This window comes from Deltaproteobacteria bacterium (assembly GCA_022340465.1).
In the GTDB taxonomy this organism is placed as follows: domain Bacteria; phylum Desulfobacterota; class Desulfobacteria; order Desulfobacterales; family B30-G6; genus JAJDNW01.
This window is the reverse complement of record JAJDNW010000033.1, coordinates 31,814-48,232: the sequence shown is the minus strand read 5'-3', so window position 1 is coordinate 48,232 and position 16,419 is coordinate 31,814. Positions and strand designations below refer to the sequence as shown.

At 55.2% G+C, this 16,419-nt stretch carries 15 protein-coding genes; 2 read left to right on the top strand and 13 right to left on the bottom strand.

Annotated features, from left to right (window positions below; all coding sequences use genetic code 11):
* Window positions 1-58 precede the first annotated feature (58 nt).
* Window positions 59-913 (top strand): amidohydrolase family protein, encoded by an 855-nt coding sequence (locus LJE94_06105; GenBank protein MCG6909683.1) that lies wholly within the window; start codon window positions 59-61, stop codon window positions 911-913.
* A gap of 1 nt (window position 914) precedes the next feature.
* Here the strand turns inward: LJE94_06105 and LJE94_06100 are convergent, their stop codons facing one another.
* Window positions 915-1,616 carry a YkgJ family cysteine cluster protein gene (locus tag LJE94_06100; GenBank protein MCG6909682.1) on the bottom strand — a complete coding sequence of 234 codons (702 nt, stop codon included), beginning with the start codon at window positions 1,614-1,616 and terminating at the stop codon, window positions 915-917.
* Window positions 1,617-1,815: 199 nt separating this feature from the next.
* Here LJE94_06100 and LJE94_06095 point away from each other — a divergent pair, with 199 nt between their 5' ends.
* Entirely contained in the window at window positions 1,816-2,925 is a 1,110-nt protein-coding gene (locus LJE94_06095) for a DUF362 domain-containing protein (GenBank protein ID MCG6909681.1), read from the top strand.
* Window positions 2,926-3,335: 410 nt separating this feature from the next.
* On the opposite strand, the gene trxB is transcribed toward LJE94_06095, so the two are convergent.
* The 12 genes from trxB to infB all read right to left on the bottom strand — a co-directional run bounded on the left by trxB (window position 3,336) and on the right by infB (window position 16,382).
* Window positions 3,336-4,286, bottom strand: coding sequence for a thioredoxin-disulfide reductase (trxB, locus tag LJE94_06090; GenBank protein MCG6909680.1), 951 nt, complete (start codon window positions 4,284-4,286; stop codon window positions 3,336-3,338).
* 16 nt (window positions 4,287-4,302) lie between these two features.
* Window positions 4,303-5,742, bottom strand: coding sequence for a 30S ribosomal protein S1 (locus LJE94_06085; GenBank protein MCG6909679.1), 1,440 nt, complete (start codon window positions 5,740-5,742; stop codon window positions 4,303-4,305).
* A 36-nt stretch (window positions 5,743-5,778) separates the two neighbouring features.
* The gene (locus tag LJE94_06080) at window positions 5,779-6,567 is read right to left on the bottom strand and encodes an MBL fold metallo-hydrolase (protein ID MCG6909678.1); all 789 of its coding nucleotides are present in this window, start codon (window positions 6,565-6,567) and stop codon (window positions 5,779-5,781) included.
* 113 nt (window positions 6,568-6,680) lie between these two features.
* Window positions 6,681-7,139, bottom strand: a complete 459-nt coding sequence (gene dut, locus LJE94_06075) for a dUTP diphosphatase (protein MCG6909677.1) — start codon at window positions 7,137-7,139, stop codon at window positions 6,681-6,683.
* On the bottom strand, window positions 7,136-8,419 hold the full coding sequence (locus tag LJE94_06070) for an insulinase family protein (GenBank protein ID MCG6909676.1): 1,284 nt from the start codon (window positions 8,417-8,419) through the stop codon (window positions 7,136-7,138). Before LJE94_06070 ends, dut begins: the two co-directional genes overlap by 4 nt.
* On the bottom strand, window positions 8,409-10,493 hold the full coding sequence (gene pnp, locus LJE94_06065; GenBank protein MCG6909675.1) for a polyribonucleotide nucleotidyltransferase: 2,085 nt from the start codon (window positions 10,491-10,493) through the stop codon (window positions 8,409-8,411). The genes LJE94_06070 and pnp overlap by 11 nt, the downstream gene beginning before the upstream one ends.
* 216 nt (window positions 10,494-10,709) lie before the next feature.
* Window positions 10,710-10,979, bottom strand: a complete 270-nt coding sequence (gene rpsO, locus LJE94_06060) for a 30S ribosomal protein S15 (protein MCG6909674.1) — start codon at window positions 10,977-10,979, stop codon at window positions 10,710-10,712.
* 81 nt (window positions 10,980-11,060) lie between these two features.
* Window positions 11,061-11,984, bottom strand: coding sequence for a tRNA pseudouridine(55) synthase TruB (gene truB / locus LJE94_06055; protein MCG6909673.1), 924 nt, complete (start codon window positions 11,982-11,984; stop codon window positions 11,061-11,063).
* Window positions 11,985-12,078: 94 nt separating this feature from the next.
* Window positions 12,079-13,050, bottom strand: a complete 972-nt coding sequence (locus tag LJE94_06050; GenBank protein ID MCG6909672.1) for a bifunctional oligoribonuclease/PAP phosphatase NrnA — start codon at window positions 13,048-13,050, stop codon at window positions 12,079-12,081.
* 1 nt (window position 13,051) lies between these two features.
* Window positions 13,052-13,408: a 30S ribosome-binding factor RbfA gene (rbfA, locus tag LJE94_06045; protein ID MCG6909671.1), complete on the bottom strand. Its 357-nt coding sequence runs from the start codon at window positions 13,406-13,408 to the stop codon at window positions 13,052-13,054.
* On the bottom strand, window positions 13,405-13,692 hold the full coding sequence (locus tag LJE94_06040) for a DUF503 domain-containing protein (GenBank protein ID MCG6909670.1): 288 nt from the start codon (window positions 13,690-13,692) through the stop codon (window positions 13,405-13,407). The genes rbfA and LJE94_06040 overlap by 4 nt, the downstream gene beginning before the upstream one ends.
* The gene (gene infB, locus LJE94_06035; protein MCG6909669.1) at window positions 13,692-16,382 is read right to left on the bottom strand and encodes a translation initiation factor IF-2; all 2,691 of its coding nucleotides are present in this window, start codon (window positions 16,380-16,382) and stop codon (window positions 13,692-13,694) included. Before infB ends, LJE94_06040 begins: the two co-directional genes overlap by 1 nt.
* Window positions 16,383-16,419: the final 37 nt, after the last annotated feature.

The following is a 16,419-nucleotide window of genomic DNA, read 5'->3' as shown; positions in this document are numbered from 1 at the left end:
TGGTTGATTTAAACGGTGCCGGTGCAACGAAAAGAACGAACCGGCGGGGGTTTTTAGAATGCATGCGAAAAAGGTTGTCGTCGATTTTCATACCCATTTGTTTCCAAAACATATCAGGGAAAGCCGGGAACGTTATTTTTCCGGGGAGCCTGCCTTTGAACTGCTGTATGCATCACCCAAGTCCCGCATGGTCGGCGCGGACGACATCGTCGCCACCATGGACGAGCAGGGGGTGGACGTATCGGTCGTGTTCGGCTTTCCCTGGCAGAACACGGAGATCGCGAAACAGCACAACGACTACATCATCGCGGCCGCGGCCAAGTACCCCGAACGGCTCAAGGGATTCTGCTGCCTGGACCCGTGCGACGGCACAGCCGTTTCCGAGGTGGAGCGCTGCCTGGACAACGGCCTGTGTGGCGTGGGTGAACTGGCATTTTATCGTTCGGGAATCGAGTGTGTCATGGTAGACAGCATGACGCCGGTGATGGAACTTTGCCTGGAGCGGGATGTGCCGGTATTGATCCACACCAATGAACCCGTGGGGCATCAGTACCCCGGCAAGACCGAAAATACGCTTTTGCAGATCTATGACCTGATCAGGCGTTTTCCGGAAAACAAGATCGTGCTGGCCCACTGGGGCGGAGGGATTTTTTTCTACAGCGTCCTCAAGAAAGAGGTCAAGGAGGTGCTGCACAATGTTTACTACGACACGGCGGCATCGCCTTTTCTTTACGACCCGCGTATTTACCGCCTGGCCATCGAGATGGCCGGCCTCGATAAAATCCTGCTGGGAACGGACTATCCCCTGATCAAACCGAAGCGCTATTTCCAGGAGTTGGAAGCTGCCGGGCTGAGCCGTGAGGAGATAGAGCAAATCGGCGGGGGAAATGCCATGAGGCTGTTCGACGGCTGAGCTAGGCGGTCGCTTTGCGCAGTTTTTCCAATATCCGTTCCACGCGTTGCCCGTGCTCAGGCGGCACCATCAGCACCGGGATGGGGCGGTTGGGTGCAAGGCCGTTCACGTCAAGGACCTTCATTGTGTGCCGGTAGGTTTCGAGGTTTTCCGGACGAAAAAAGTACAAAAGGATATCGATAAGATTGCCGGTGCCGCCGTACGGGTCCATGTGTTCGATCGTCTGCATAAACAGGTTGTTTACCGTCAGAATGAAATCGTCCATGTCGGCGTAACCGGTCTGTCGGCAGTTTGTGCGGGATACCATGCAGCGGCACCCGAAGGGCCGCAAGGCATACATGGAGCAGAGGTCGCCGGCCAATAAAAGGCACTTGCCCCATGACGGGTCCGGCGTTTCATCCGGTATCGGCTTTCCATCCCGACACCGTTTGGCGATGGTGTTGATGGACAGACGCGGTTGAAACCGCGGCGATCCGCCGGCGGTTTTCATATGGTCCACCAAACGCTTCCTTTCCCGGATGTTCATGCGGGAGACAATGCGGTACCCTTCAAGGGTCGTCAGCGTCATGTTGGCGGTGCAGCACGTGGCGCACGCAGATCGACAGGCCAGGTCATACGAGGCAATGAATTTATCGAAAATGGCGTAAATCCGGTCGAGTGCCGCCAGGCGGCGTTCAAGTTCACGGGATGGTTGATGGGGCATGCGGCATGCTTTATCAGGGGTCGGTTTGGATGGCAAAAGGTTTTTAAAGATTAAGGTGTTGGAATCATCATCTATCCGGCTGGGCACTGTGAAAGCCATGCGGCATATTAATGATATGCCGCCTTGAAAATCTCAGGGACGGCCTATTTAGCGGGTTTCATTCGGAACATAATCATGACAACCGGTATGGGAGGACAATATGCCGAGCGACGTCTTTTTTATCAATTTCAGGGCATCCATGAAGGAGCCCTTCTTTGAAAAACTGGAAAAACTGGTGAGCAGCGCCGGCCTGGCGGATGTACTGAGCAAGAGGGATTTGACTGCCGTGAAGATACATTTCGGCGAAATGGGCAACAGCGCTTTCGTGCGTCCCCTGTATGTGCGTGAAATCGTAAAAGCAATCAAAAAAACCGGGGCAACGGCGTTCTTGACGGATGCCAATACGCTGTATGCCGGGGCCCGGGGCAATTCCGTCGAACACATCGAAACCGCCATGAAAAACGGATTTGCCTACACCGTCGTGGGCGCCCCCATCATTATCGCCGATGGGCTGCGGGGGCGGAGCCAGACCGGCGTGGAGATCGCAGGCAAGCACTTTGATACGGTCTATATCGGTTCGGATATCGTCAATGCCGATGCACTGGTGTCCATTGCGCATTTCAAGGGGCATGAATTGAGCGGTTTCGGCGGCACCCTGAAAAATGTCGGCATGGGGTCGGCATCGCGCCACGGAAAGCTGGAGCAGCACTCCGGCATCGCCCCCAAGGTCAAGCACAAGCGGTGCATCGGGTGCAAGGCGTGTGTCAACCACTGTTCCCAGGGGGCCATTTCCATCAATGCGGAAAACAAGGCGGTAATCGATGAAGACGCCTGCATCGGCTGTGGCGAGTGCATTCTTATGTGCGCGCAGGAGGCTATCCAGGTGCGCTGGAGCAAATCCATCCCGGATTTCATGGAAAAAATGGTCGAATACGTGCAAGGTGTGCTGCACAATAAGCAGGGCAAGGCCCTGTTTGTGAATTTTATCACGGACGTTTCGCCAGCCTGTGACTGCCTGCCCGTGAGCGATGCACCGATCGTTAGAAACATCGGCATTCTGGCTTCACGGGATCCGGTGGCCATCGATCAGGCGTCCGTCGACCTGGTCAATGCCGAGCCGGCTCTGGCGGGATCCTGTTTAAAAGAGGGGCGGGAAGCCGGCGGGGATAAGTTCAACGCCCTCTACCCGAAGGTCGATTGGACACTTCAGCTGGAATACGCCCGGCAGCTGAATTTGGGCAGCAGGGATTACCGGCTAGTGGAAATATAGTCCGCGATTGCCGTGGCAAGGTGACAATTTCGGGCTGTCGACGTGACAATATTTGTCACTTTCGCGAACGTTGTATCTGAGGAGATCTTTTCTAACAACATGATAAAAAAGGATATGTTTATAAAGTTGTTGAATGTGGCATGAAACTTGTAAGGCAGTAATTCATAAAAGCCATCGGTTTCAATCAGGAAAAAGGAGAACCGGGCGACGCTTCCCCATCGATTTCACGGGCGATACCGGCAAAAGGAGGGGGGGCGGCATGTAGAGCGGCTTCTCGGGTGTGCGTGCATCTTTACTTTCGGGCATCTGCAAATAAAAAGAAGAGATGGCGCCGAAGCAAATAACGGCACTTTAAGAGAAGCCTTCTCGGATCGAAAAGCAGGGCAACGCGGGGCGTTGCCCTGCTTTTTTTACAACGTGCATTCGTCCAGTGATTTTTTGGCTTCCACATAGTGCGCCGCGGCCAGGGCCGCCGTACAGCCGTCCGCAGCGGCGGTGATGATCTGGCGGGCATATTTTTCCATGAGATCACCGATGGCAAAGATGCCGGGAATGCTGGTCTCACACTTTTCATCCGTCGCCACATACCCGTCTGCGGTCATTTTCACCCCGGCGGGAACCAGCTGATTGTTGGGTTCGAATCCGATGAAAATGAAGACACCGTCCACGGACAGATCCCTTTTATTGCCATCCACGGTATCCTGCAGCACCACGTGGTCGACCCCATCGACGCCCGCCTTGATTTCCGTGGGGACGGTGTTCCAGAGCATCTCGATCTTACAATCGTCGAAGATGCGCTGCTGCAGGATCATACCGGCCCGAAGCGCATCCCGCCGGTGGGCGATATATACCTTTTTGGCCAGTTTCGACAGGTAAAGGGCTTCTTCCGCGGCGGTGTCGCCGCCCCCGACAACGAGCACCGTCTTGTCTCTGAAGAAGAAGCCGTCACAGACGGCACAGTAGGAAACGCCTTTGCCGTAGTACTCGTCTTCCCCCGGGATTTGCAGCTTTCTGGGGTTGCCGCCCATGGCCATAATAATGCTGCAGGTATGGAATTGATCCCCATTGGCAAGCTTGACCGTGTGAAAATCCGCTCCCGGGATGATTTCCGTCACCTCCTGGGACATGATGTCAATGTCGTACGACTGGGCGTGCTGGCTGAATTTCACGGAAAGTTCGGCGCCGCCGATGTGTTCGAATCCCAGGTAATTTTCGACTTCGTCGGAATTGACGATCTGACCGCCGGGAACGCCCTTTTCAATCAAAAGCGTGTCGAGTGCCGCCCGCTTGGCATATATTCCTGCTGACAGGCCCCCGGGGCCGCCACCGATGATAATGGTATCAAGGTTATTTTCAGACATGTTGAGACCTCATTATTCATTTGTTTTTAAGGGCTTGTTTCAGTTTTTCAGCCAGATCGCCCAAGGCGGGGGCTTCGTCGTCGTTAAACTGCTGCCAGTTTTCTTCCGCCGGCCCATCCCCCGGGGTCAGGCTGATTTTGCGCTCCATCGGGTTGATGCTTGCAATGACGACGGAGAGGCGTTGGCCTTCTTTCAGTTTTTCGATGCCGCCTTCCATGCCGGAGGCGGCAAGTTTCGATTTCGGCAAAAGACCGGTAATGCCGGGCTTCAGACGAATGAAGCAGCCGAATGACTCTTTCTTTTCCAATGTGCCCTCGATTTTCTGCCCTACTCGAAAATCGTCGCCCACACTGCTCCAGGGATCTCCCTCGATCTCCTTGATACTTAATGATATCCGGCGGTTTTCAAGATCGATCCCTTTGATAAGCACGGATACGGTTTCACCGGCACGCACCACATCTTCGGGTTTATGAACCCTTTGGGTATAGCTCATTTCGCTGATGTGAACCAATCCTTCGACCCCCGGTTCGAGTTCTACGAAGGCACCGAACTTCATACAGCGGGAGACCGTGCCCTGGACGATATCGCCCTCATGATAGGTGTCCTCCACGGCGTCCCAGGGGTCCCCCTGAACTTGTTTGATGGATAGCTCAAGCTTTTTGATGCCGGCTTTTTTACCTTCCTTGATACCGATCACCCGGACACGCACGACGTCGTTTACCGCCAGAACATCCTGCAGATTTTCGACGCGGGACCAACGCACTTCGGAAATATGCACCATGCCCTCAACGCCAGGCGTCAGCTCCACAAAGGCGCCGTAGGGCATGATTTTCGTGACGGTGCCTTCATAGATATCGCCTGTGTGGAGCGTTTCATAAAAAGCCTGCCGTTCTTTTTCCTGGGCTTCAGCCAGCAGCGCTCGACGCGATACGACAATGTTTTTGGCGTTCTCTTCCAGCCGTGTTATCAGAAACGAGTAGGTGTTGCCGACATATGGCTCGGGGTCTTCGACGAACTTAACGTCGATCTGGCTGATAGGGCAAAAGGCGCGGCGTTTCAATATTTCCACATGGAAGCCGCCCTTGCACGGGGCAGTGACCTTGCCCTCCACAGGAACGGCCCCGTCATGCGCGTCTTTCAGCATGTGGTAGCCGCCGATGCCCGAGAGCGCTCTCGACAGGCGTATTTCATCTTCACTTATGGAAACGACGTAGAGTTCGAGGGGGTCGCCCACCTCATAGGGAAAAGCATCGTTTTCATCCAGCAGCTCCTTTTTCTCCGCCGCACCGTCGACTTTGGTTCCGGTGTCGATAAAAATCGTGTCTTTGCCGATGGAGATAATCTTCCCGGTGATTTTATCGCCCACCTGAAGGTCATCCTGCATGCCTTCGCTGTAGGATTCCAGCAGGTCGGCAAAACTGGGTTCCTGCTCATCGTTTATCGGTTCGTCGTTCATTGATTGTACTCCTTCACATATGGATGTCGTTGACCCCTATTCCAGGGACAGAAGCTCTCCGCAAAAGTCCTGTACGGCCACGTGCAGGCGGGCGTTGCAGCCTTTGAGCGCAGGGCCGACTTCCCGCAGCACTTTGTCCGGTGTGTTGTTGGTTTCACTCAGGTGCGCCAGGATCACGTGCTGCAGACTATCGTGTTTCAATTCATAAAGCAATTCTCCGGACGCCTGGTTGGAGAGGTGGCCGGTGCGGCTCTTGATGCGCTGTTTCAGCGGCCAGGGGTAAGGCCCGCTCATCAGCATTTCAGGGTCGTGGTTGGCCTCCAGAATCAGCAGATCGCAACCTTTGAGATGTTGTTTCACCATGTTGGTGGCAATGCCGAGATCCGTGGCAATGCCGATTTTGCGTCCGTTCCGTTCAATGGTGAATCCCGCCGGGTCCTCGGCGTCGTGAGCAATGGAGAAGGGATATACGTCGAGGGTGTTGACGCAGAAGGGTTGCCCACACCGGAAGGGGCGGATATCGTCTATTTTCCCAATCGTTGCCGCGGCGCCCCTTTTTGTTTTTTCCGATATATAAACGGGCAGATGAAAACGCCGTGAAAGAATACCGGCCCCCCGGGTATGATCGGCGTGCTCGTGTGAAATGATCAGGGCATCGATATCGCGTGGGTCCAGCCCGTGGGATCGAAGCCTGCGCTCGATTTCGACGCCGGAAAGGCCCGCATCCACCAGGAGGGAGGTGGCGCCGTCGGAGATGTATATGGCATTGCCCTTGCTGCCGCTGGCCAGCATGCAGATGGATAATCTGTTGTTAATTTTGGGCATCTCCCTCATGATACATTTTAAGATGATGGCTCTCTCATGTTGTTGGAGACAAGGGTTTCAAACACAGGTCATAGCTGATAGTTCATGGCCCGCTGTCAGCTGTAACCTGCGACCTAATTTCCTGTTGACCCGAATCCGCCGGTGCTGCGTTCGGTGGCTTCCAGCTGTTCGACCACCCGCAACTGAATCTGCTGCACCCGATGGACAACCATCTGGGCAATCCGGGCGCCGCGGCGGATCGTATAGGGGGCAGCCCCGAGATTGATCAGGGGTATTTTGACTTCTCCCCGGTAGTCGGCGTCGATGGTGCCCGGGGAATTGATAAGGGTGATGCCGTGCTTCATGGCCAGTCCGCTTCTGGGTCGCATCTGGGCTTCAAATCCGTCTCCCAGGGCCATGGCGAACCCCGTGGGTACCAGTTTGATGTTACCGGGCTCCAGCACCCAATTCTCCGGATTGGCGGCACATACATCCATGCCTGCAGATTGGGGCGTCATGTACCTGGGCAGCGGGATGTCGGCATCGCTTTCCGGCCGCAACCTGAGTATTTGAATGACGGGCGGTGTGTTCATGAAGGCATATAGTCTTTCAGCAAGTCTTCACAGGCGCTGCGGTCGGTAACCTGGCCCAGCATGGTTAGTGAAAGGGTGTTATCCTCGAGGAGTGTGTTCGCCAGCTCCAGAATGTGATCGGCGGTTACGGCCTCGATTTGTTTGATGACCGTTTTCAACGGAACGTTGCGCCGGAAGTGAAGCTCGTTCTGGGCCAGCCGCACCATCTGGTTTTCACCGTTTTCCGAAGCCAGATAAAGGTTTCCCTTGATGAACTCCTTGGCTCCGGTAAGCTCATTTTCCGAAACTTTTTCGCGTTTCAGGCGGTAGAGCTGTTCCAGAAGCAGCCTGCATGTCTCCAGGGCGTTGGACGGTTCGACGGCGGCATACGCACCGAACATGCCGGTGTCGACATGGGAGGATACAAAGGAGTAGACGGTGTAGGCCAGCCCTCTTTGCTCCCGGATTTCCTGGAACAGCCGCGAGCTCATGTTTCCGCCTAGAATGGTGTTCATCAGCGACAAGGCATAACGGCCGGGGTCGGCCGTGGGCAGGCCGCGCGTTCCGAGGCAGATGTGAACCTGTTCGAGGTCCCGTTGCTTGAGAACGAGGCCGGCTCTTACCTCCGGCGGAACGCGATCCGGAAAACCCTTTCCGGGCGCGATATTTTCGAAGGCGGGGCCGATCAGGTCGAGCAAACGATCGTGTTCCAGGTTGCCGGCCGCAGATATGAGAATGCGATTGGGCTGATAGAGTTTTTTAAAAAAGGTTTTCAGCCTTTCGGCGTTAAAGGCGAGGATGTTTTGGCGGTTCCCGAGAATGGACCGGCCCAGGGGATGCTCGCCCCAGAAATTTTCTCCGGAAAGGATGTGAATGTATTCATCGGGGCTGTCTTCGACCATCCCCACTTCTTGAAGAATTACCGGTTGCTCGCGCCGGATATCCTCCTGGTCGAACCGGGAGTTTAAAAAAATATCCGAAAGGATTTCCGCCATGGTGTCCAGGTGCGTGTTGATGACCTTGGCATGGTAGCACGTGTTTTCCATGGTGGTGAAGGCATTGGTCTGACCGCCGATGGCATCGAACTCCTTGGCGATCTGAAACGCCGAGCGTTTGTCGGTCCCTTTGAAGATAAGGTGTTCGATGAGATGGGACAGGCCGTTTTCGTCCGGCGTCTCGTCGCGAGCCCCCACATCCACCCAGACACCCATGGTGACCGAGCGGATATGAGGCATGTTTTTGCTCAGGACGTTGATCCCGTTGCTCAATGTGGTTTTGCGGAAATCAGGATCAGCTTTCATCTTCGGAAACAGCTTTGTGGCTGAGGCGGATTTTACCGTCTCTTCCGATCTCGAGGACCTTCACCTTTAGCATATCGCCTTCCTTGACCACATCAGTGACTTTATTGACGCGATGGTTGGCCAGCTGGGAGATATGTACAAGACCATCGGTCCCCGGCATGATTTGGACAAACGCACCGAAATCGGTGGTTTTTACGACCTTGCCCTCGTAGGTTGCGCCCACCTCGGGCTCTCGTGTGATTTCCAGAACCGCCTGCTCGGCGGCCGCACCGTCTTCGGCGGAGGTGGCGGCAATTTTGACAATACCGGCATCATCGATCTCGATCCTGGTATTGGTTTCACTCTGGATGGAACGGATGATTTTTCCGCCCGGGCCGATCACCTCCCTGATTTTATCGGGGTTGATTTTGATGGTGATTATCTTGGGCGCAAAGGGCGAAATCGCATTTCTGGGTTCGTCCAGCGCTTCCAGCATTTTGCCCAGGATGTGCATTCGGCCTAAGCGCGCCTGTTCCAGGGCTTTCTCCATGATCTCCTTGGAAAGTTCGTGGATCTTGATGTCCATCTGCAGGGCGGTGATGCCCTCGCTGGTGCCGGTGACTTTAAAATCCATGTCGCCCGTGTGGTCTTCATCCCCGAGGATGTCCGACAGGATGATCGTCTGGTCACCCTCTTTCACCAGCCCCATGGCGATTCCGGATACCGGCGCCTTGATGGGGACCCCTCCGTCCATCAGCGCCAGGGTTCCGGCACAAACGGTTCCCATGGATGAGGATCCGTTGGATTCGAGCACTTCGGACACCAGACGGATGGTGTAATCGAAGTCTTCCTTTTCCGGCAGGACCTTTTCCAGGGCCCGTGTGGAAAGGCCTCCATGCCCGATATCCCGGCGGCTGGGGCTGCCGACGCGCTTTACCTCGCCCACGGAAAACGGCGGGAAGTTGTAGTGCAGCATGAAAGGCCGGAACTCTTCTCCGCTGAGGGTCTCGACCCGCTGTTCGTCGGGACCGGACCCGAGGGTGAGAACACTCAGCACCTGTGTTTCGCCGCGGGTGAACAGGGCACTGCCGTGCGGGCGGGCCAGCAGGCCGACTTCACAGGTGATCGGCCGTATTTCGTCGAACTTGCGGTTGTCTATTCTGCGGCCTTCCTTCAGGATGAGGTTTCGGCTGATTGTTTTTTGAAGATCACCCAGGATTTCAAATACTTCGCTTGCACGATCGGCATATTCTTCCCCGAGGCTTTCGAAGATGCTGTTCTTTACTTGACGGATGGCGCTGTAACGCTCCATTTTATCCGGAATGGTGATGGCGTCCCGCAAACGGCTTTCTGCGTCTGCCGTCAGCCTGTCGACCAGCGCTTCATCTTTTTCCGGTGGCATGAATTCGCGTTTGGGTTTGCCGACCGACTCTCTCAGCTTTTCCTGTATCTCGACAATGGGTTTCAGCGCCTCGTGCCCGAAAAATATGGCGTCGAGCATCTCTTGCTCACTGACGACGTCGCTGCCGCCCTCCACCATGACGACCCCGGTTTTGGAACCGGAAACGATGATGTTGATGTCCGCTTTTTCCCATTCGGCAATGACCGGGTTGACTTTCAGTTCACCGTCGATGCGGCCCACGCGAACGCTGGCAATGGGGCCGGCAAAGGGAACGTCCGAGAGGACAAGGGCCGCCGAAGCCCCGACCATCGAGATGACATCCGGGTCATTTTCCTGGTCCATGGAGAGAACCGTTGCGATGACCTGGGTTTCGAAGTTGTATTTTTTGGGAAACAGCGGGCGAATCGGCCGGTCTATCAGGCGGGCGGTCAGGGTTTCCTTCTCGCTGGGCCTGCCGATTTCGCGGCGAAAATAGTTTCCCGGAATGCGGCCGGCCGCATAAATTTTTTCCTGATATTCCACCGATAGCGGCAGAAAACCGACATTCCGTTCATCATGGGATGAAACAGCACTTACCAATACCGTTGTGTCTCCGTAGGTTACGACAACGGAACCAGATGCCTGCTTGGCGACCTTTCCGGTCTGTATGCTCAATTCCTTGCCACCGACATCTGTTTTCAATGTGATTTCCATAAAATTTTTCCTAATGTACGCTGGTTGTTCCGCAGCCGTTTCGGCTAACGAGTCCCACCGGTTTGGGGACATCGTGCGGAATTATTTATTTTAACAACGCACTCGACGGTAAGTGACGTCATCGATCGGCTCATCAGTGGTTCAATAATGGTGAGCGATACGTCGAAGCGGCACCGATCAGGTGCCCGTGCGAGCGCATATGATAGTGCAAGGCGTCTATCGCCTGAGCCCTAAGGTTTTGATGATGGTGCGGTAGCGCTGGACGTCGTTGTTTTTTACGTAGTTCAGCAGTCTGCGACGTCGTCCGACCATCATCAGAAGCCCTCTGCGGGAGTGATGATCCTTTTTGTGGATTTTCAGATGTTCGGTCAGGTAGGTAATCCTGTGGGTGAGAAGCCCGATCTGAACCTCCGGTGAACCCGTGTCGCTCTCATGGGTTTTATATTTTTCAATGAGCGCTTTTTTGTCTTCTGCTGTAAAAACCACTTTCTTTTGCCTCCTGTGTTTTTGTTTTGAGCTGATTCCCTTATTTTTCGTATGAAAGTTTCTGTGCTTATCATTTGCATGTTATGATTGAAAAACACAACAATAATCATAACTTTTACGTTCATTTTTTTGTTGCACCACAGCCATCAGCAGGCCCATTTTATCGACGATCTTGAGATACCCGCCGCCGGGCAGTGGATCTTCTACGGCGACATCCTCGCCGCGCAGGCGAATGCCATGGGCAACTTTTCCGGTCAAGCGATCGTCGGCGACCACCTGGGGCATGCCCTGCAGGGCGTCCGCCATACCTGTCAGGTACGAGGATACGCCACCCTGCCGGGCCAACGTCTCGAACGTGTCCAGGGAAAGAGCGTCTTCGACGGCGAACCCTGAACTGAGGGTTCTTCTCAGCGCCGCCAGGTGTCCCCCGCACCCGATCATACCGCCCATGTCGGCGCAGAGTGTCCGAATGTACGTACCGGCCGAGCAGTGCACCGCCAACCGGATGTACGGCAGATCGATTTCAAGGATACGGATCCTCGAAACATGAACGCTGCGTGCCGGTTTCTGAACGGGCGTTCCTTTCCTGGCAAGCCTGTACAGGGGAACCCCCTTGTGCTTCAAGGCCGAATAAGCCGGCGGGATCTGGTCGATCCATCCGGTGAAGCGCCGGATGGTGTCAGCCAAAAGATCCTCCGATATATCGGCAACTTCCCTTTCGAAAATAACGGCACCGGTGGCGTCTTGCGTATCCGTTTCGATGCCCAGCCGCAGGGTCGCCTCGTATGCCTTGTTGCCCTCCAGAAAAAAACGCGCCAGCCTGGTCGCGCGGTTGATGCAGCAGATCAGCACGCCCGTAGCAAAAGGATCGAGCGTACCCGTGTGCCCCACCTTCCTGGCTCCCAAAGCTTTTTTTACGCGGGCCACTACCCTGGCGGAAGACATCTTTTCGGGCTTGTCGATGGCGACAATGCCATCACCGCGGTATGTGCCATCTCCCGGCATAAGCTTCCGAAATGAATCGTGAGTGTCGTGCTGTTTCAACCGCGTCCCGGTCCGCACCGCCGCAGCCGGCAGTGGGGATACAAATTCAGGGGGGTCAAATGGTTTCAGACAATTGAACAATCTTATTTTTCACGTCCGTAAGCGTTGCCTTGATACCGAAACCGGCAGCGTTCGGATGTCCGCCGCCGCCGAACCCGGAAGCAATGGCGGCAACATCCACCGAGCCATCGGAACGCAGGCTGACGTGAAACTGTTTCTCCCCCCCGGCACCATTGCCGCCGTTGCTCCGTTCCTGGATCAGGGCAGCCATTTTGACATCCTCGATCCGCCGGGCGTAATTGATGAGGCCGTCCGCATCCTCCGGATGGGTTCCGGTTTCGTTCAGCATCTGTTGCGTGAGCATCATCATGGACACATTACCGTTGCGCGTGATTTCGATGGATTCAAGGGCCAGGTTCAACAACTTGATCCTGCCCAGCGAATAGGTTCCGTATACATGTTGCGCCACTTTGTACGGTTGCACACCCAATTTAACCATTTCGTCGCAAATGGCAAAGGCGGCATGGTTTGTATTGGAAAAGCGAAATGAGCCGGTATCCGTTATAATACCGGTATAGATCGATGTCGCCATCGATTGGTCGATCTCGATTCCCATGGCTTTCACCAGGCGGTAGACAATCTCCGCCGTGGCACACGCGTTGGGGTCGATTATCTGCCGGGTTCCAAACCCGTCGTTGGTGACATGGTGGTCAATATTGACGACCGCCGGAATGTCGGACACCGTGGCGGCAGCCCTGCCGACCCGGTCCAGATTGCCGCAGTCCAGAACGACCGCCGTGTCAAAGCGGCATTTCTGCGGATAACGGCGGGTAATCAATGCGACCCCCGGCAGAAACCGGTACACCGCCGGAATGGCGCTTTCGTTGAAAAGGACAGCCTTGATCCCGTAGGACTTCAAGGCCAACCCCATGGCAACGAGTGAACCGATGGCATCGCCATCCGGATTGATATGGCTGGTGACCAGTACGTTACGGCTTTCTTTCAGCTGCGTGATGATTTTGTCCATGCTATTTTACGGCTTGCTTCTTGGCTGTTTGCAGGAGCTTGTCGATATTTGCTCCATAGTCGAACGATTCGTCATAGTAAAATTGCAGCGCCGGCATGTACCTCAGACCCAGCTTGTCTGCAAGGTGACGCTTTACGTATCCGAGAGCGCTTTTAAAGCCCTCCGCCGTGGCCTGGCTTTGCGTCTTACCACCGTGAGACGTGAAATATATCTTGGCAATTCTCAAGTCCCGCGACATCTTCACGCCCGTGATGATCGTGCCCTCGAGGCGCGGATCGCTGACATTTTTTTGCAAGAGATTCGACAACTCTCGTTGTATCAGCCCGCCGACCCTGTCGGAACGGGAAAAAGGTTTCATAAGGTAATAATCTCCAGTTCGCTGTCAACGAATTCGGCCAATCCAAGATCATCGATCATATTCAGCAGCTTGTCGGCCTTGGCGTTGATATGCCTCCGGTCGGTGCCCACTAGAGCGAATCCGACCTCCGCCCTGTCGTAGATGTCATTGGCGCCCACCTCGGCGACCGACGCATTGAAACGGTTGCGAATGCGGCCGATGATGGCCCTGACAACGCTGCGTTTGACTTTCAGGGACCGGCAGTCATGAATACGAAATTTTATGACGCCAATGCCGATCACCATCAGTCGAGTTCCGGCCTGATTTCCTCGGTGAAGTAGCACTCGATGGTGTCGCCGAGCTTGATGTCGTTAAAGTTTTCAATACCGATGCCGCACTCATAGCCGCTTTGGACTTCCTTGACGTCGTCCTTGAAGCGTCTCAGGGAACCGATCTTGCCGTCATATATCACCACGCCTTCCCTAACCAGGCGCACTTTCTGTCCGCGCTCAAATTTGCCGTCGGTGACATAGCAACCGGCAATGGCGCCCACCTTCGGAATGTGAAAAATGTCGCGAACCTCGGCCCACCCCAGTGTCCGGTCTTCGAAAATCGACGACATCATTCCCAGGATGGCGTTCTGGATCTCCTTGATGACATCGTAAATGACATTGTGGTAACGGATATCCACATGCTCTTCTTCGGCCAGATCCTGAATCTTTGCCGTGGGTCTGATGTTGAAGCCCACGATGATCGAGTCGGATACGGTTGCCAGGGAGATGTCCGATTCGGTGATGGCTCCAGTGGCCGCGTGCACGATGTTGATTTTGACCTCTTCATTGCTCAGCTTGGACAAGGAGTCCCGCAGGGCTTCAATCGAACCGTGAACGTCGGCCTTTAGAATTATGTTGAGGTCCTTGACCTCACCTTCCTGCAGCTTTTCAAAGAGTCCCTCCAGACTCAGGCGGCCGGTTTTGGCAAGGTCCAGGGAGCGCTGCTTCTGCATGCGGTGAAGGCTGACCTGCTTGGCGTCTTTCTCGTCGGCAAGCGAGATCATTTCGTCTCCCGCCTGGGGCACCCCGGAAAGACCGATAATTTCCACCGGAATGGATGGCCCGGCCGATTTAACCTGGAGGCCCCTGTCATTCAGCAACGCACGGACTTTGCCGTGGTGGATGCCGCATACAACCGGGTCGCCGGCATGCAGCGTGCCCTCTTGAACGAGTACCGTCGCCACCGGCCCGCGTCCGGCATCCAACTTGGCTTCAACCACATGGCCCCGGGCCAGCTTGTCGGGATTGGCCTTCAGTTCGAGCATTTCCGCCTGCAGCAGAACCATTTCAAGCAGGGTGTCAATACCGGTGTTTTGTTTGGCGGAAACGGTGACGAAAATGGTGTCACCCCCCCAGTCTTCGGGGACCAGCCCGTTTTCAGCCAATTCACGTTGCACGCGCTCCGGTTCCGCGTTGGCTTTGTCGATTTTGTTCACCGCGACAATAATGGGCACCCCGGCGGCCTTGGAGTGGTTGATCGCTTCCACGGTTTGTGGCATGACGCCGTCGTCGGCGGCCACAACGAGAATAACGATATCGGTTACCCGTGCTCCCCTGGAACGCATGGCTGAAAAGGCTTCATGGCCGGGGGTGTCGAGAAATACGATGTGCCCCTTCGATGTTGAAACGTTGTATGCGCCGATGTGCTGGGTAATTCCGCCGGCCTCCAGTTCGGTCACCCGGGTTTTGCGGATGACATCGAGAAGGGACGTTTTGCCGTGGTCGACATGCCCCATGATGGTGACAACTGGCGGCCGTTCAGCGAGATTTTCAGGATCATCGGTTTCGGTCTTGAGAATAATCTCCTCTTCGAACGAGGCTTTTTCCAGTTCATAACCGAATTCTGCGGATACGAGCACGGCCGTGTCGAAGTCGATGGTCTGGTTAACGGTGGCCATGACGCCCAGGGACATGAGCTTGGCGATCATTTCGTTGGCCTTGATGCCCATGCGTTTGGCCAGTTCCGCCAGAACGATGGTATCGTCGATTTTAATTCTTCGTTTAATGGCCTTGGGGGTCGTGATCTGTGTCTGGAGGCCCTTTTCCAGTTTTGTCTTGCCGCCCTTGCGGCCTTTGCGCCCCCGCTTGCCGCGGCTCGAGTAAAGGTCTTTGCCCTCGACGACCTCCTTCTTCATGAAAGAGATTTTCTTTTTGAAAAATTTCTTGTCACCGTCGGCCGCGGTCGCGGCCGCAACGGCAGCCTTGCGGCCCTTCTTTTTCTTGGCCCTGGTCGGGGTTTCCCTGTTATCCGGCCTTTGAGGGGGCGGGGGCGTTCCGTCCGGAACTGCGGAGGCTTTTTCCGGGGGAGGCGGTACCGGTTTTGTGGGCAGCTTGATGATTTTTGCCGGCGTTTCTTTTTTGCGCAGCTTGGCCGCCTTTTTCTTCGGTTCCTTCGGTTGGGAAGGCGTTTCGACGGCGGGTTCGTCCCCCGGTGCCGTGGGCGCTTCCTCCGATGGTTCCTCGGGCGCTTCCGCCTGGACCTCTTTTTTCGTTTCTTGTTCAGCTTCGGGAGCGGCCGCCTCTTCTTCCGGTTTTTCGGGCGCAGCGGCGGTTTCGTCTGTCGCAGCGGCCGCTTCGGTCGCTTCGGTTTCCATGGCCGCTTCCTGGACTTCCCCTTCAGCGGCGGTATCTTCGGCTACAGGCTCCGCTTTTTCGGGAGATTCGGCCTCGGCTTCCTTTGGGGGCTCCGGTTCGGCAGCAGACGGTTCCTCGACCACCTTCTTGACTTTGCGCCTGCGGATCACCGAGGGCCGAATACGCTTTTCCACAAGTTCAGGCTGCTTTTTTCCGTGGATTTTGGCCTTGATGCCCTCCACTTCGGATTCCTCAAAAGAGCTCATGTGGCTTTTGGCGGGAATGCCCAACTCCTCCAGTTTTTCGAGAAGCTGTTTGTTGGTCATGTTCAGGTCCCGGGCAAGTTCATATATTCTGATCTTTCCCATCCATCCCCCTTAAAACGGTATAGAAAGTAGCTTTGAG

Excerpts from the sequence above, each read along its gene's own strand:
- LJE94_06105 (MCG6909683.1), top strand. The coding sequence starts at position 59 with ATGCATGCGAAAAAGGTTGTCGTCGATTTTCATACCCATTTGTTTCCA.
- LJE94_06100 (MCG6909682.1), bottom strand. The coding sequence starts at position 1,616 with ATGCCCCATCAACCATCCCGTGAACTTGAACGCCGCCTGGCGGCACTC.
- LJE94_06095 (MCG6909681.1), top strand. The coding sequence starts at position 1,816 with ATGCCGAGCGACGTCTTTTTTATCAATTTCAGGGCATCCATGAAGGAG.
- trxB (MCG6909680.1), bottom strand. The coding sequence starts at position 4,286 with ATGTCTGAAAATAACCTTGATACCATTATCATCGGTGGCGGCCCCGGG.
- LJE94_06085 (MCG6909679.1), bottom strand. The coding sequence starts at position 5,742 with ATGAACGACGAACCGATAAACGATGAGCAGGAACCCAGTTTTGCCGAC.
- LJE94_06080 (MCG6909678.1), bottom strand. The coding sequence starts at position 6,567 with ATGCCCAAAATTAACAACAGATTATCCATCTGCATGCTGGCCAGCGGC.
- dut (MCG6909677.1), bottom strand. The coding sequence starts at position 7,139 with ATGAACACACCGCCCGTCATTCAAATACTCAGGTTGCGGCCGGAAAGC.
- LJE94_06070 (MCG6909676.1), bottom strand. The coding sequence starts at position 8,419 with ATGAAAGCTGATCCTGATTTCCGCAAAACCACATTGAGCAACGGGATC.
- pnp (MCG6909675.1), bottom strand. The coding sequence starts at position 10,493 with ATGGAAATCACATTGAAAACAGATGTCGGTGGCAAGGAATTGAGCATA.
- truB (MCG6909673.1), bottom strand. The coding sequence starts at position 11,984 with ATGCCGGGAGATGGCACATACCGCGGTGATGGCATTGTCGCCATCGAC.
- LJE94_06050 (MCG6909672.1), bottom strand. The coding sequence starts at position 13,050 with ATGGACAAAATCATCACGCAGCTGAAAGAAAGCCGTAACGTACTGGTC.
- rbfA (MCG6909671.1), bottom strand. The coding sequence starts at position 13,408 with ATGAAACCTTTTTCCCGTTCCGACAGGGTCGGCGGGCTGATACAACGA.
- LJE94_06040 (MCG6909670.1), bottom strand. The coding sequence starts at position 13,692 with ATGGTGATCGGCATTGGCGTCATAAAATTTCGTATTCATGACTGCCGG.
- infB (MCG6909669.1), bottom strand. The coding sequence starts at position 16,382 with ATGGGAAAGATCAGAATATATGAACTTGCCCGGGACCTGAACATGACC.